The following is a 12,771-nucleotide window of genomic DNA, read 5'->3' as shown; positions in this document are numbered from 1 at the left end:
TTCCGAGCAGTTTGATACCGCTAAAGATAAACATAAGGAAAGGCGGAGCCACCAATGAACACATTAATTGAGCTATATGATGATCGTGCCATTGAAAACATTCTGGCACCGGATATGTTCCGCCCCCAGCGCATTATCTACCTCTGTCCCGGCGAAATCGCGCAGGACCGTTCCCGGCAAGAAAAGCTGAAGGACTTCTTCAAGCGCCGGGGCTGGAACCCTGAACTTATCTTCATGGAGGCAAGCCTGTTTAAGGCAGACCGCATTCTCCGCCAGTTACTTACGATTGGTGAGAAATATCCGGACTGCGCTCTTGACGTTACCGGTGGCAGTGACGCCGCACTATTCGCTGCTGGTATGTTCACAGCCCAAACGGGAGTTCCTGCATTTACCTACTCCAGAAAGAAAAATCGCTTCTACGACATATCCGGAGCAGCGTTTGCAGATAACCTGCTGTGCGATCTCGCATATTCCGTTGAAGACTTTTTCCTGATGGCTGGCGGTACTCTTCTCCCCGGTCGTGTGGATAATGCGGTACTATCGAAGTACCTAAGCGACTTCGATCCGTTTTTCGACTGCTTCCTTCAGTTCCGCAGGGATTGGACGGATATTATCTCCTACATCCAAAGAGTGTCGCCCTGCGAGTATGGTCAGGTCCCTCCCCTGTCAATCCAGGGTAAATATACCGTGAAAGGCGATCACGGCTCTAGGAACTCTGCCAATGAAGCTGCTCTGCAGGAGCTTGAACGGATCAATTATATCCAAGACCTCAAAATCGTGCGTGGTGAGTCGGTATCCTTCCGTTTCCGTGACCTGAATGCCAGGGCGTGGTTACGTGATGTTGGTAGCGTTTTGGAACTGTACACCTACAAGGCCTGTATTGATACCGGTATCTTCAACGATGTTATCAGCAGCGCCGTTGTTCGTTGGGATGACGTCTTAGGTCATGGCAGCGTCACCAATGAGATCGATGTCATGGCCGCCCGGGGTGTCATTCCCCTGTTCATCAGCTGCAAGGCCTGCGATATCAAAACGGAAGCGCTCAACGAGCTGGCCATCCTCCGTGATCGGTTTGGCGGTAAGGGTGCAAAGGCTGCAATCGTCACGACAGAGCCCTGTAACGCAGCGGCACGACATCGGGCTGCCCAGCTTGGAATTGCCGTCATCGACCTTGAGGAATTGAAAGGCGATCAGATCGTGCAGCGACTTAAGGTCATCATGAAAGCACAGTAATACGTATCTCCATCGGGATCCCAACTTTTGGGGTCCCGATTATTTTTCACGTTTCGCTCTAGGTTTCGACAAATTCCGGATGCCCATCCTGATACACTGTACCTGGTTGGGTAGCTACCACAATAAATATACACCAAGGAGACAAATATGGATACAAGAAATATCATCGAGGGAATCAAAGCCCGAATCTTTGACCCCTCTTATGCAAGTGCGCTCAAAACTGCGTATGACGACCAGGTGAAAGCTGGTTATTTCGAAACGGAAGAAAAAGAATATGCTTTGGGTGCTGAGTTCCTGAGTCAGAAACTGTCTGAAGAGCAAAAAGCCATTCTCGCCAGCATGGAAGCAAACTACGCTGAAAAGTACAGTTACGCCAGTACTTACCCTTTCTACTGTGGCCTTCTGTGTGCATTCGAGCAGTTCTTCCTGCCTAGTCAGAAGCAGATCTTTGACTTCAGCACCAGCATCAACGAGGATCTGAACACCCTTCCTCGCATGAAGCGCCATATAAGATATCATGAGCTCAACACACAGATCCTAGACGAAACCAATCATCTCCTGCAGGGCGCTGATGAGGAGACCACGGAGCATATCACTTCCATCAGCTGTGGTTGGGATCAGAGAGCACACAGCGCATCTGTCTATGCCTTTTATATCGGGTACCGCTTCGGCTTAGATACCATTGACGCCGTTGTTCCCATGGGCTCCATGGACCTCATGCCAAAGACGCTGTACCTGGAATATGAACTTGGCTTCACCACGCCTTACAAGTCTCGTGAGCGAGAGAAAGAGAGGACCGCCAATGAGTAAGGAAGCGAAATGGACTCGGGAACTCAATGCAACCGTCATGTTCCAGACGATGGAGTATCTGCAGGAACACAGCAAAAATCTGGAGCTTACCATCGGTCAGGTCATCGACCGGCTTGTGGTTAATATTCAGGCACCTTCCTCAGAGATTGCAGCATCCTGGGTTTGTGAGCAATTCACCCTGGCAACCAGCAACCTGAAAGAGAACGACCTTAAGGAAACAATGTATGAGGTTATGTGTATGATGGTCCTTCCCCTGTTCCAGGCTGGAACTAAACCTGATGACGTCTGGTTTGAAGTCCTGACGCGGGTGGAAGATCTCCTCAAGAAAGGCTCTGAGCTCGGCATCCTATAACAAAAAAAGTGGCCGTCAGCCCTCGAAATGAGGGTTGACGGCCATTTACTACGAAGTGTCATCAATCAGTTTTTTCATCCGTGCTCGGATCCGTGCGAATAGATGCTCCACCGCCTTCCGGCTGATACCGCATTCATCCGCTATTTCCACATTGGTCTTTCCATCCAAGCGTAGGCGCAGGACTTGCTGCTGACGTGGTGTCAGTAACTGAGTGGTCATATGCCAAAGCAATGACTCGTACTCATCTTCCCTGCCCTCCGGACAGTATTGCTCCTCTAATGAAACGACCTGAGGCGTTCTTAGCTCCTCACGCATGATGTGGGACAGCTCTGTTCTCAATCGCATCCAGGCTACTGTTGAAAAGGAAAAGCGTCGAAGCCGCTCCTCCCTCTGATATCGCACAGCAACCTGTGTGAAGTGTAGGGCAAGGCGTCCATAATGCTCCGATCCAAGCCCATATCGACATACAAACTCATTTAGGAGCTTCATGTTCTGCTCGACAAATGCCCGCTCCTCAGGAGTCATGGGCTGCATGTCTTTCATGCTGCAGCTCACCACTCTCATGCGGATGAAGACAGCACACCGGCTACCCTCATGATCTGATCGAACTTATCCCGATCAATCGCATGGATCTCACGTTCCCGGATCTGCAGATATAGCCGGACGCTACGCACCACATATTCGCTCAAGTCAATGAACAGAAGCGGAAGTAAGGTAGTGTCGTAATCTACACCCATGGAGTCCAGCACCTCATTCATCTGAACCCAGTATGGATTCTGGTCATTGAAGTAGGGATGCTGATCCTGGTCATCTCGGGGAATGTCTTTTATCCGATCGGTCTTGAATAGCGCAGTTGCGTAATTCATCACATATTGGAAAATCTGGTCTTCTGTCGCTGAGACCATGAATTTAGGCAGTGCATCCAGAAAACGCAGTGCCTGATCTAAGGTCAGCACACGGCAGAGCAGTTCTTCATACAGCCAGTGATATTTACTCCCCGGCTGCGTGTAGCCGCGATCGCATGCCTGCTGGAAGCGAGGAACATAATATGCCTTCACTTCATGGAGCAGATCTACACCAAAGTAGGCCAGCATTTCATTCCACCCCCTGAATTCGGATGGTCTGAGGAACACCCTCTCGGATATCAAATCCGAAAGTCTGTCGGAAGAGCTCCATATATCGCTCAGACGCATCATGATTCAAAGGCGCTTTCAAGGACGCAAGGGACCAGAAGATCATTTCCTCTTCCGGAACATCATACGGGCCTGTGATGAAGCCATTGCCGGTATAATGCGGCTTGGCCGGTTTTAAGATCTCATTCAACTCAGCTACAGTACTTGCCGCCTGGATCTGCGCCATGCGCTTTTCATAAACGACATGTACCACATCGCTGCGAATCCCCTGGTTTCGGAAGAATCGGACCAGCTTCAGAGACGACTCAATCGCCTCAGCTGCAGCTCTTTGAAACGCCTGAGAGCGGTGCTCCAGCTCAGCAAAAACGCTGATAGAATCCGCAATTTCCATGATCATGTCAAACTCGTCTGCAATCATAAGTTACCTCCAGAAAAGAGATGGGGACGATGATCTCTCATCGCCCCCAATGTGGTTATGTTCTTCAATTATTCCGCTCAGAAGCACACTGCTGTTCCATGATCTGCATCGCCTCGCGGATCTTCTTCGGACCATTGGTCAGCTCCCACGCGTTGATGTAGCGTGTGGTCTGCTGCATGAGTCGGAAGAAGTCGTAGTCGTTGATATTCACGAACACCTGACGCTCCTTCTGATAGCTACCCTTCTTCATGTGTACACCGCCGGTCTGCGTTCCTTCCTTGATAGCACGACCGTTCTCAACGATCACACACCAGGGGTAGTTCCGCTTCTTGCCATCCGGCCCAACAGAAGCTCGCTTGATGGACACCTTCGTAACCATGCTCTTCCCTTCCTTATCGGGATCACCGAAGATCTTCTCTTCATAGAACTCAAAGAGCTCCACTCCGAGAGATACACGGCTGAGTGCATAGGCGAAGAACTCGGGAGCAAGATTGGCAGATACTCTCACGGTCTTGTTTCCGGTGCCGTTGGAGTAGTCCTGGAGAACGATACCAATGCAAGAGCGCTGACTGCGTTCGCCCTCAACCTTCTCCCCTTGCGCATGCAGGTGCCCGTAGTACTCTACGGGGGCTGCCTTCAACTTATCGTTGAATTCGCAAAGCTTCTTATTCGTCATATAGATCGCAACCTGCGGCTGAATACGATTATCTTCCATCAATCAATACCTCATTTCTCAAATTTAGTAATGGTATTCCATAACACCACCGATGTAGTAGACGCCTTTCAGAGGCTCATCACGAAGCCACTGATCAAATGGCGTCAGCTCATCATCACACATGACGTAGTCAGCAAATTTATCACAGAAGGCGCGATTAAGCTCGTACATGGCAGTTCCAATGGGATAAGGAGTCTTACCAACAAAGGCGTCGATACTGACATCTGCCAATTCTGCAGCCTTTTGTACGAATTCGCTGTGCCTGCGTCTGAAATACGTCTGCTTGGCATGGGCGATGAATGTAAAGCTCTCGCCATCCTCTCTGGGCACAATGATATTCCGATGTGCTTCAAAGAACTGGCGGATAGCCTCATCTCGGTTCGTTTCCTCAACCATGTATTCCGCATTCGTCGCAAAGAACGACTCGGGAATACTGCAGAATTGGATGTAGGCGTCCCGTGCCACCGGTGTCCGGGAGATCTGTAAAATGCTATAGATCATCTCAAAACCTCCCAACCATCAAAACGGAATGAAGCCATCTCTAATCCGCTCATTGATGTAGTAGCAGATAAGATTGACCATCATGCCTAATCCGAGATACGCATCCTTCGTGCAGTCCAGGGTTTTCAGGGTATAGACTTCCATGGAGTTCTTGTACCTGATATCAGATAACTGCTCGTTCCAGGTACCCATGAAGTAGATTTCACCATAAATCCCTTCACTGCCGCCATAGGCGACGCTACCAACTGCGTAGAAGCTATCGCAATTGACCACTTCCACCTCGCGTCCGTAGGAATAGATGTCGTAGTCCAGTGGACATTTCTTTTCTGCCAGGGCAAATGCAACATCCGCCTTCGCATCCTTTACGGCTCGGTCTACGATGTCCTTCACCGTCAATGGTTTGAGTCCCATACTGTTCTGCTCCCTTCAGTTTTATCTTCCGTGCCAAGAGACTCGGCGAAATAGCGCAGCTTCACAATGATGTCCACTAGGTCCATCAGCTTTTCACGGCTGATTTCTTCCGTCCGCTCATGACAGAGGTCTGAATGGACGTGCTCGGCAACCTCGATGGCTACATTGAGTCGGATCTTGCGTTCCGCATTCGTCATGAGTAATCTCCCTCCGTTCCCATGGCATCCAGCAGCTCAGAAAACTCTTTCAGTTTCACAAGCAGTTCGGGTTTACCATGAAGCAGGGGTTCATCACGAATGGCATCCTTCAGTGCTTCCAGGGAAGCCTTAACACTGGTTGCCGGATTGTACTTCTTAAATGCTACAACACCGTCGCCAACGAAAAACTCCAGAGGATCACCTTCGTGGATACATAACTTACGCCGAATTTCCTTTGTAACAACGATTCGACCAAGATCATCGATCCTGCGGATCACACCGGTAGATCTCAATTCCAAATTCATTTTTTGTTTCCTCCAGTTTCACAATGCATGAAGAGTTCCGTAGGCTCCCAGTCCGACATGACCAGGACAAACTCGCCATCCGGATGGTCATCACAGACAAAGTCACCTTCCCCGATATACATACAGTGGTCGCAGATAGCAGGGTCGCAGATCTTCCTCGGTCTGAGTCGTACTCTTCGCACAGCAACTTTCTTTACTTTCTTCATAGCGTCAGCACCTCATAACGGCAGGTTTCGTGAAATCAGATTTGTCAGCATAATGGGCAGCTGATTAAGATCCGTAATATCAAGGAACCCAGAACCGTAGATACGTTCAATCCTGTCACGATCGTCACCGATCGCTGCAGCAAAGATTTTCACGCCCTTCCGGTTATACTCCAGTTTGATACCACGCAGATCTGCCTCCGCGCCCGTTCCGGAATATCCATTGTCATTCGGCTGTCCATCACAGATGATGATGAGCAGTTTCACTTCAGATACATGCTTATAGAGCTTTTCCGCAACGAAGCGCAGGGCTGCACCATCACGATTACAGTCACGAGGACTCATGTCCATGAGACGGTACCTGTCATTCTTATCAACAGATTGGAACTCTGCGTAGGAGAATAGCTCCACATGGGAGTTCCAAGCCGTATGGCCCATGATCATGATGGGAATGCCCAGCTTCTCACAGAAGTCCTGAACGACAATGGCGGTAGCTCTGGCTCGTGTGATACGGTCATTGCCACACATACTGCCGGACTCATCAATGAGCAGTCCGACGGATAAATTGATAGGCTCTGTTGGAAGGCGACTGTTACAGAAGATCCTGCCATCGTTGCGATGGAAGGCATGCTGATTAAGTCGCTTGCCAGAAAGCAGGCCTGTCTGTTTACCGCCTTGCCGCTTGTCCTGGAGTACACCCTTAACGCTTCTCTGCAGGCGCTTGGAGAGCATCAGAAGTTCCGGTGCAACGCTCTGATAGGCGTCAATCAGTTCCTGATCAACGTGTGCCATGCGATTTACCTTTACACTGATGTTGCGATGTGCATTCCCGTAAGAGATGCCATCTGCCTCCTCCTGCAGTTCTTCCGTCAGTTCTTCCTCCATTGCTTCATGGACACGGCCTTCTGCCATTTCCTCCAGAACACGTTCAATATCCTCTGCAGCATGCTGATAGCCATTACCGGTATACTGAGTATTCATGGTGACACCGCCTTCACCCTCCCCTTCAGTCAGGGAAGATACATGCGAGGCAATGCGATCCGTTTCTTCAGCCAGTACCCGCTCCACCTGTGTTCTGAGCGTCTGTGTCTGGCCACCATTCGGAATGAAATTACCGGTAGACGGCACCGCAGAAGTCGTTAAGGTGAAGTTTTGCGGGGTCTTAGGCAATTGACTATCCAATTCCTCCTGCACAGCCTTGGAGCCTGCCTGCTGATTCTGCTGGTTGGGATTGCCCTGACCGGATCCGCCTGGTGCAGTACCAGTCGGCTGGCCTGTAGAATTACCAGAACTCTGCTGCGCATTCTTCTGCATGTCACGCAGCATATCAAAGCTGCGCTGCATAATAGGCCAAAGCTCGATCAGGATCCAATTAGACGCCTCACAGCGAGCTCTGGCATCCTCATCATGGATACAGCCATCAACAACAGGAATCAGGTCCGTCAGCTTGTCCAGCAACTCGCCGGAGTAGCCGGAGAGGTTATTGACCTCTCCGGCATTGACATACTGGATCAGAAGATTCATGACAATGTTATGGTCGCAGTACTTGCGATCGATCATGGTCTGGATATCCGGTGCCTTCTCGGAGATACGCAGGTTATTCAGCGTAATTCCACGAGCCGGATTGCCGGGAAACTCGAACGCATAGCGGGCATCCACATATCCATCTTCCAGGATATTGCTCAGTGCGTGTGCTGTACTGCAGATGACCATCTTCGGGATGTCGTCAGTATCATCCTGCAGTGCGTCCAGGATCTCCTGGGCGTGCAGCTTCTGGATACCATCAAGGCCCTGAGGAAGCTTGGGATAGAACCTACCACGCTCCAGTGCCTTTCGATACGTGCGCCAGACCCGATTGTCTGTAAACAGGTTATGACCATTCTCATGAGCTGCAAGGCCCTCAATGCTGAGGGAACGCAGCATTCTACCCGGCATACTCCAAGTGATTTCATTACAGGCATTGATGAAAATCCCCTTGAAATCCGTGTGTGCCAGACGTTCATCGTCATGATCTGCTACGATCGTCACCTTCAGTGGACGACGATACCTTCTTGTAGCTGCTTCGCAGATATCTGTGATATAGGCCTGATACGCCTTGGATGAGAAGAACTCTTCATCTGTGATCTTGCTCTTCTCTTCCAGAATCCGCTTTCTGATCTGTCGGTGCGAAGTTCTCATACTCCGTACCTCCTATCACGCGGTCGCACTAAGCATTCCCATGGACACGTCGGAAAAGAGACCTTCCAATTCCGCCGCCAGCTCGCATGCACTCATCTGCGGGTAGAACCACAGAAGGCGCTGCACACTGTCGTTGAGCGTAATAATGAGAGGGATCTTACTCGTGACCGGATACGCCATGGGCTCCACGCTGGCAGTCACGTCGGTATTACTGAAGATAACGCTCAGGATATCTTCTACATATGCGGCTGCCTGATCCGGAGAGGCATTTGCGCTCAAATCCACCGCGCTACAATTAACAGCAACGGCTACGGCAAAGGTAAAATAACTGGTTTCATTCGTTTTCATCAACATAATTCACACCTCACAATTCAACATTAAAATGACCGTACATACTGCTTCTCCAGGCAGGTACTCACGAGATCAGATCGATTATCCGGATCCGCAGAAGCAGAGGAAATAATCGTAGACAGGGCCGACTCATACGGGTCCTTCGTAATCATCGTGGAGAGCACCCAGCTTTTGAATTCACGCATTCCACAGCTGCCATCCGTGATCATGGTCTCACGGCACCGCTCAGCGATGTCACGTACAACAAGCGCCATCTTGGTCGCTTCCTGCTCATCAGTAAAGCCAGTTACATTCATCACGCGTTTTACCATCGTCGCAAGGTCAGGAGCTGCAATGTCATAGATCAGGTCCATACGGGAAATGATGCTCTGATTCATATCACGACAGCCCGCGTAGTCGGAGTTTGTCGTAACGACAATCACAGTGTCCGGATGGCGCTTCACACGCTCACCAGTAGGCAATGTGATTTCCTGACAGCTATCCAGAAGAGAGTTCAAGCCAACCAGAACACCGGGATTTGCAATACAACTCGGCTCCTGCAACTCGCAGACGTAACCATGCCGCATCGCTTCAATCAACGGAGTATCCACATAGCGGATCTTCTGACCTTGCTTCTCTTCCTTCACTGCCAGACGTGCTACAGCTGCTTCCACCAGTTTCTCAAGCACGTCATCTTCCGTCTTATCGTCGTCATAGACGCCGGTAAGCGCCATGTAGACGGAAGGCGGATGCATGATGATATCAGAGACTTTCGGTAACTCGTCATCGCCAAAGCAGCTATCGTGACCGGTACCGTCAGCATCCGGGATGAACTGGCCAACCAGGTCGGAGATCTCCGTATTTGCACTGCAGGTCATCAGCGTATAGGGCAGATTGAGACCGGCGGCAATAGCTTGGGCACCCATGGTCTTGCCGGTTCCCGCTTCACCTCGAAACAGGAAGTTCCGCATCGGCTGCTGTGATGATGTCGTCAGCTTCGCATGCTCGCAAACACGTACCACTTCATGCGGGATGATGTACCAGTCCGGGAGCTTGGGCACCATCGCCCTTTCACGATCGGTCAGAATTCGCTGAGTCATCTGATACTGACTCACGAAATCGTTATGGCTGACCACCTTTGTCACAGGCGTACTACGACTCCCGATCTTCAGGATGGAGAAGTCACCATACACCGCTCCGGTCGGCGAATAGCTGCCGTTATTGATCGCCAGCTGAGAAAGGTTACTGATGTTACCGGTCGTAGGGATTGCAAGCTTAATGCCCGCCTTCCCTGCTCCCTTGGCATTCTCAATGCGACGATACATATTGTCACAGAGCTTAAGCGCTGTCTCGAATGCCGCATCCATATCCGGCCAGCCGGATGCCATAGCTTCCTTGAAGTCCGCCATGCAATCGTGGAATTCAGAGTCCTCGTCAAATACCGGCATCAGACAGAACAGAAGTGCAGAGCCGGAACAATTACCCGCTCCCATGGTGTAAGGCACTGCGTTATCAGAGCCTTTGATGAATCGTCCAGTAATGAACTTACCGGTAGTGGGATTGAAAACAACACAATCGGTCTTATTGGCAGAGACATACTCTGCAATCCGATAGGTTGCATCCTGATGTCCAATCGCACCAAGGTCATCAGTAGGACTCCCCTGCTCCGATGCATTGACCAGCTTCGCAAACGCAAGTAACGCTCGCAGGGATGGTGCATGCAGTGTCGCAGTACCAACGGAAGTGTTGGTGTTATACTTCGACCTGCCCATGTTCTTCTGTCCCGCGTACTGGGGATCGTCAAATGGTGCTGGCAGCTTCAACTTGAACGACCAGCCTTCAAACAGTTTCGATCTTGCCATAAATAAAAGCTCCTTCAACAATTAGTTCCAGGCCATGAGCAGGCCTTCAGGCTTCTCAGATGCAGTGATCTCATCCTCCAGCAGCAGCTGTTTCAGCTCCACCCACGCCTTTCTTGGCGGGAAGTTCAGGAGTGAATCAACAATCTGCTCTGTGTCAGAGGTAGTCACACAAACAGCGCCATCTTCCTTGATGAGGATCTGGCGATGTCCCTGTGTGTTCAGATCGTCAATGATCTGAGACAGCAATTGTTCACCATGTTCCTGATACCAGGCCTTCACATCGACCTTATCCAGGAGTTCTTCTTCCGCAATATCCTCCGACTCCACCACAACCGATTTGGATTCCTTCAGCGCCACTGCCTGGAGCAGTGTGATGCTGATCTTGCCCATACGGGAGATTTCTACTTCTCCATAATTGAATGGATCCGTATTGGATAGTCGGATACGCCACGAGCCGCCCTTACACAGCTGCGCTGCATTGGGTTGCTGCTGCCAAAGCCAGCTGACCATGGGATAGTTCTCCTTCAGTTGCTCCGTGATACGGTAATTGATTTGCCGAATCAGGAACAACTCATGCTCGTCTGTCTTAGCTTCTGGCCGGTCACCGTTCGACTCTACCTTGAGTTCCGATAGATGCCGGATAGATTTGGTTCGTTTTCTCCTGCATTTATGCTGCTGATACACAAGTACCAGTTCCGTAGAGAGCCAGATGACAGCGGCAGCTAATGCAATCCACTGGAATACTTGCTTTCGGAAAATGCAGCACAACAGGAGCGACGGTACTACCAGGCAACGGAATATCGTCGCACTTTTCGCCTGGCGGATCAACGCCATCAATTCTTCATCCTTTCCTTCAAAGATTTCACGCGTGAAACAAAAAAAGCAGGGCTGTAAGTATCCTCAAACACTCACAGCCCTGCGGCAGTATTCCATTTCACGCTTTTTAGATGGGGAGTTCATCATCGTCTTCGCCAATATACTGCTCCTGATTGACCTTACCAGGTCTCGTGGAACCGCTCTTGGCCGGAGCCTGACCCTGCTGCTCTTCGCCCTTCGGCTTGCCGCCAACGAAGTGCCAGTCAAGGATCCCAACATCCGCAGACATACGAGTCTCGCCACCCTGGGTCTTGTACTCACGCAGAGTCAGATTACCACTGATGTGGATCATACGGCCCTTGCACAGGCCCGCGTTTCTCACACGTCTTGCAATCGCCTCATTGCCAGTACAGTTGTAGAAGGAAGTATTCTCCTGTGCGCCGAACTGCTGATTGACAGCAACGCTAAACGTACAGAACTCACGATTCTCCTTCCCGGTTTTGAACTCCGGATCACCTACAAGACGACCCATCAAATTCAGATTTGCAAACGACATACTATGACATCCTTTCCGTCTGGGATTACCAGACCATAAAATATATTCCAAATGCCGTCGCCAGCAATTTGGTCCAACTAAACTGCAGTCTTCCAACTGCAAAAGAAAAAACAGCGTCATCTGCAGATCCCACGGACCATAACAAACGAAGCTGTCCATTGCCTAAAGCACTTTCCGCTCCAGGCTCACCACACACGCAATCTCCTCCAGGAGGTTATGAATCTAATAAATACAGGTTCATACTACCATCTGAAGCATGGCGATTCTACGATACCGAAATCTACATCATTTTTTGCGAACCGTTTTTATCCAGCAGCTCAAAACCCAGAAGTGACCTGCCAGGCAGGAAGGCCTGTGGCAGATTCGTATTCTGCAGCACCTCATGCTGCTTTTCCGTATAAATGCGATAGTTTGAACCAAGGTCAAATTTCGTTCGGCCTTCCAGCATGATAGATACCTCGCCATCGTCCTGCTGTAGAATGACTTCCTGCTTCTTGCGAAGCGGCAGTACCGTTGCCGTTAGAACGGTGCCCTCAAAAACATCATAAGCAGCATCGCGAGCTGTACGATAAAGAGTGGCTACTTTCATCACACATATCAACGCTACGGCCAGAGAGAGCATGGCTGTGGTCTTATCTCGTGATACAACGCTCCATACGACTCCGGCTCCGGTAATGCAGATGCCGCAGATAATGAGTTTGATGATCCGATTTAAGATCGGTCCGGGAATTGTATTTTTCATTTTGTCCTC

General features: G+C 50.3%; 18 protein-coding genes. 3 read left to right on the top strand and 15 right to left on the bottom strand.

Annotation, left to right across the window (positions count from 1 at the left end; genetic code table 11):
* The first annotated feature begins 54 nt into the window (after window positions 1-54).
* From I6E42_RS03570 to I6E42_RS03560, 3 genes are all read left to right on the top strand, one after another.
* The gene (locus I6E42_RS03570; RefSeq protein WP_235370561.1) at window positions 55-1,233 is read left to right on the top strand and encodes a PDDEXK family nuclease; all 1,179 of its coding nucleotides are present in this window, start codon (window positions 55-57) and stop codon (window positions 1,231-1,233) included.
* A 147-nt stretch (window positions 1,234-1,380) separates the two neighbouring features.
* Window positions 1,381-2,043 carry a hypothetical protein gene (locus I6E42_RS03565; protein ID WP_235370560.1) on the top strand — a complete coding sequence of 221 codons (663 nt, stop codon included), beginning with the start codon at window positions 1,381-1,383 and terminating at the stop codon, window positions 2,041-2,043.
* On the top strand, window positions 2,036-2,395 hold the full coding sequence (locus I6E42_RS03560) for a hypothetical protein (protein WP_235370559.1): 360 nt from the start codon (window positions 2,036-2,038) through the stop codon (window positions 2,393-2,395). Before I6E42_RS03565 ends, I6E42_RS03560 begins: the two co-directional genes overlap by 8 nt.
* A gap of 48 nt (window positions 2,396-2,443) precedes the next feature.
* On the opposite strand, the gene I6E42_RS03555 is transcribed toward I6E42_RS03560, so the two are convergent.
* The 15 genes from I6E42_RS03555 to I6E42_RS03485 all read right to left on the bottom strand — a co-directional run bounded on the left by I6E42_RS03555 (window position 2,444) and on the right by I6E42_RS03485 (window position 12,762).
* Window positions 2,444-2,938, bottom strand: coding sequence for a LuxR C-terminal-related transcriptional regulator (locus I6E42_RS03555; RefSeq protein WP_235370558.1), 495 nt, complete (start codon window positions 2,936-2,938; stop codon window positions 2,444-2,446).
* A gap of 17 nt (window positions 2,939-2,955) precedes the next feature.
* Entirely contained in the window at window positions 2,956-3,489 is a 534-nt protein-coding gene (locus I6E42_RS03550; protein ID WP_235370557.1) for a hypothetical protein, read from the bottom strand.
* A gap of 1 nt (window position 3,490) precedes the next feature.
* A complete protein-coding gene (locus I6E42_RS03545; protein WP_235370556.1) occupies window positions 3,491-3,946 on the bottom strand; it encodes a hypothetical protein in 456 nt (151 codons plus the stop codon).
* A gap of 64 nt (window positions 3,947-4,010) precedes the next feature.
* Window positions 4,011-4,661 carry a hypothetical protein gene (locus I6E42_RS03540; protein WP_235370555.1) on the bottom strand — a complete coding sequence of 217 codons (651 nt, stop codon included), beginning with the start codon at window positions 4,659-4,661 and terminating at the stop codon, window positions 4,011-4,013.
* Between the two features lie 24 nt (window positions 4,662-4,685).
* Entirely contained in the window at window positions 4,686-5,162 is a 477-nt protein-coding gene (locus I6E42_RS03535; RefSeq protein ID WP_235370554.1) for a hypothetical protein, read from the bottom strand.
* Between the two features lie 18 nt (window positions 5,163-5,180).
* On the bottom strand, window positions 5,181-5,573 hold the full coding sequence (locus I6E42_RS03530; RefSeq protein ID WP_235370553.1) for a hypothetical protein: 393 nt from the start codon (window positions 5,571-5,573) through the stop codon (window positions 5,181-5,183).
* Window positions 5,555-5,770: a hypothetical protein gene (locus I6E42_RS03525; protein ID WP_235370552.1), complete on the bottom strand. Its 216-nt coding sequence runs from the start codon at window positions 5,768-5,770 to the stop codon at window positions 5,555-5,557. Before I6E42_RS03525 ends, I6E42_RS03530 begins: the two co-directional genes overlap by 19 nt.
* Entirely contained in the window at window positions 5,767-6,075 is a 309-nt protein-coding gene (locus I6E42_RS12955) for a hypothetical protein (RefSeq protein ID WP_459559315.1), read from the bottom strand. Before I6E42_RS12955 ends, I6E42_RS03525 begins: the two co-directional genes overlap by 4 nt.
* Window positions 6,072-6,281, bottom strand: coding sequence for a hypothetical protein (locus tag I6E42_RS03515; protein ID WP_235370551.1), 210 nt, complete (start codon window positions 6,279-6,281; stop codon window positions 6,072-6,074). Before I6E42_RS03515 ends, I6E42_RS12955 begins: the two co-directional genes overlap by 4 nt.
* 12 nt (window positions 6,282-6,293) lie before the next feature.
* Entirely contained in the window at window positions 6,294-8,456 is a 2,163-nt protein-coding gene (locus tag I6E42_RS03510; RefSeq protein ID WP_235370550.1) for a VWA domain-containing protein, read from the bottom strand.
* Between the two features lie 15 nt (window positions 8,457-8,471).
* Complete coding sequence (locus I6E42_RS03505) at window positions 8,472-8,810, bottom strand: hypothetical protein (protein ID WP_235370549.1); 339 nt, start codon at window positions 8,808-8,810, stop codon at window positions 8,472-8,474.
* Between the two features lie 23 nt (window positions 8,811-8,833).
* Window positions 8,834-10,648: an AAA family ATPase gene (locus I6E42_RS03500; RefSeq protein WP_235370548.1), complete on the bottom strand. Its 1,815-nt coding sequence runs from the start codon at window positions 10,646-10,648 to the stop codon at window positions 8,834-8,836.
* A 21-nt stretch (window positions 10,649-10,669) separates the two neighbouring features.
* A complete protein-coding gene (locus I6E42_RS03495; protein ID WP_235370547.1) occupies window positions 10,670-11,485 on the bottom strand; it encodes a hypothetical protein in 816 nt (271 codons plus the stop codon).
* A 106-nt stretch (window positions 11,486-11,591) separates the two neighbouring features.
* Window positions 11,592-12,020, bottom strand: a complete 429-nt coding sequence (locus I6E42_RS03490) for a single-stranded DNA-binding protein (protein ID WP_235370546.1) — start codon at window positions 12,018-12,020, stop codon at window positions 11,592-11,594.
* Between the two features lie 280 nt (window positions 12,021-12,300).
* Entirely contained in the window at window positions 12,301-12,762 is a 462-nt protein-coding gene (locus I6E42_RS03485) for a hypothetical protein (RefSeq protein ID WP_235370545.1), read from the bottom strand.
* Between the last annotated feature and the right edge of the window lie 9 nt (window positions 12,763-12,771).

Source organism: Pseudoflavonifractor phocaeensis (assembly GCF_021531815.1).
In the GTDB taxonomy this organism is placed as follows: domain Bacteria; phylum Bacillota; class Clostridia; order Oscillospirales; family Oscillospiraceae; genus Lawsonibacter; species Lawsonibacter phocaeensis_A.
The sequence above is the reverse complement of the archived record's forward strand: the minus strand, read 5'-3'. Positions and strand labels throughout refer to the sequence as shown.

Coding starts and splice junctions, on each gene's coding strand:
- I6E42_RS03490 (WP_235370546.1), bottom strand. CDS start 12,020: ATGTCGTTTGCAAATCTGAATTTGATGGGTCGTCTTGTAGGTGATCCG.
- I6E42_RS12955 (WP_459559315.1), bottom strand. CDS start 6,075: ATGAATTTGGAATTGAGATCTACCGGTGTGATCCGCAGGATCGATGAT.
- I6E42_RS03555 (WP_235370558.1), bottom strand. CDS start 2,938: ATGAAAGACATGCAGCCCATGACTCCTGAGGAGCGGGCATTTGTCGAG.
- I6E42_RS03545 (WP_235370556.1), bottom strand. CDS start 3,946: ATGATTGCAGACGAGTTTGACATGATCATGGAAATTGCGGATTCTATC.
- I6E42_RS03565 (WP_235370560.1), top strand. CDS start 1,381: ATGGATACAAGAAATATCATCGAGGGAATCAAAGCCCGAATCTTTGAC.
- I6E42_RS03535 (WP_235370554.1), bottom strand. CDS start 5,162: ATGATCTATAGCATTTTACAGATCTCCCGGACACCGGTGGCACGGGAC.
- I6E42_RS03515 (WP_235370551.1), bottom strand. CDS start 6,281: ATGAAGAAAGTAAAGAAAGTTGCTGTGCGAAGAGTACGACTCAGACCG.
- I6E42_RS03500 (WP_235370548.1), bottom strand. CDS start 10,648: ATGGCAAGATCGAAACTGTTTGAAGGCTGGTCGTTCAAGTTGAAGCTG.
- I6E42_RS03525 (WP_235370552.1), bottom strand. CDS start 5,770: ATGACGAATGCGGAACGCAAGATCCGACTCAATGTAGCCATCGAGGTT.
- I6E42_RS03570 (WP_235370561.1), top strand. CDS start 55: ATGAACACATTAATTGAGCTATATGATGATCGTGCCATTGAAAACATT.
- I6E42_RS03540 (WP_235370555.1), bottom strand. CDS start 4,661: ATGGAAGATAATCGTATTCAGCCGCAGGTTGCGATCTATATGACGAAT.
- I6E42_RS03505 (WP_235370549.1), bottom strand. CDS start 8,810: ATGTTGATGAAAACGAATGAAACCAGTTATTTTACCTTTGCCGTAGCC.
- I6E42_RS03485 (WP_235370545.1), bottom strand. CDS start 12,762: ATGAAAAATACAATTCCCGGACCGATCTTAAATCGGATCATCAAACTC.
- I6E42_RS03530 (WP_235370553.1), bottom strand. CDS start 5,573: ATGGGACTCAAACCATTGACGGTGAAGGACATCGTAGACCGAGCCGTA.
- I6E42_RS03550 (WP_235370557.1), bottom strand. CDS start 3,489: ATGCTGGCCTACTTTGGTGTAGATCTGCTCCATGAAGTGAAGGCATAT.
- I6E42_RS03510 (WP_235370550.1), bottom strand. CDS start 8,456: ATGAGAACTTCGCACCGACAGATCAGAAAGCGGATTCTGGAAGAGAAG.
- I6E42_RS03560 (WP_235370559.1), top strand. CDS start 2,036: ATGAGTAAGGAAGCGAAATGGACTCGGGAACTCAATGCAACCGTCATG.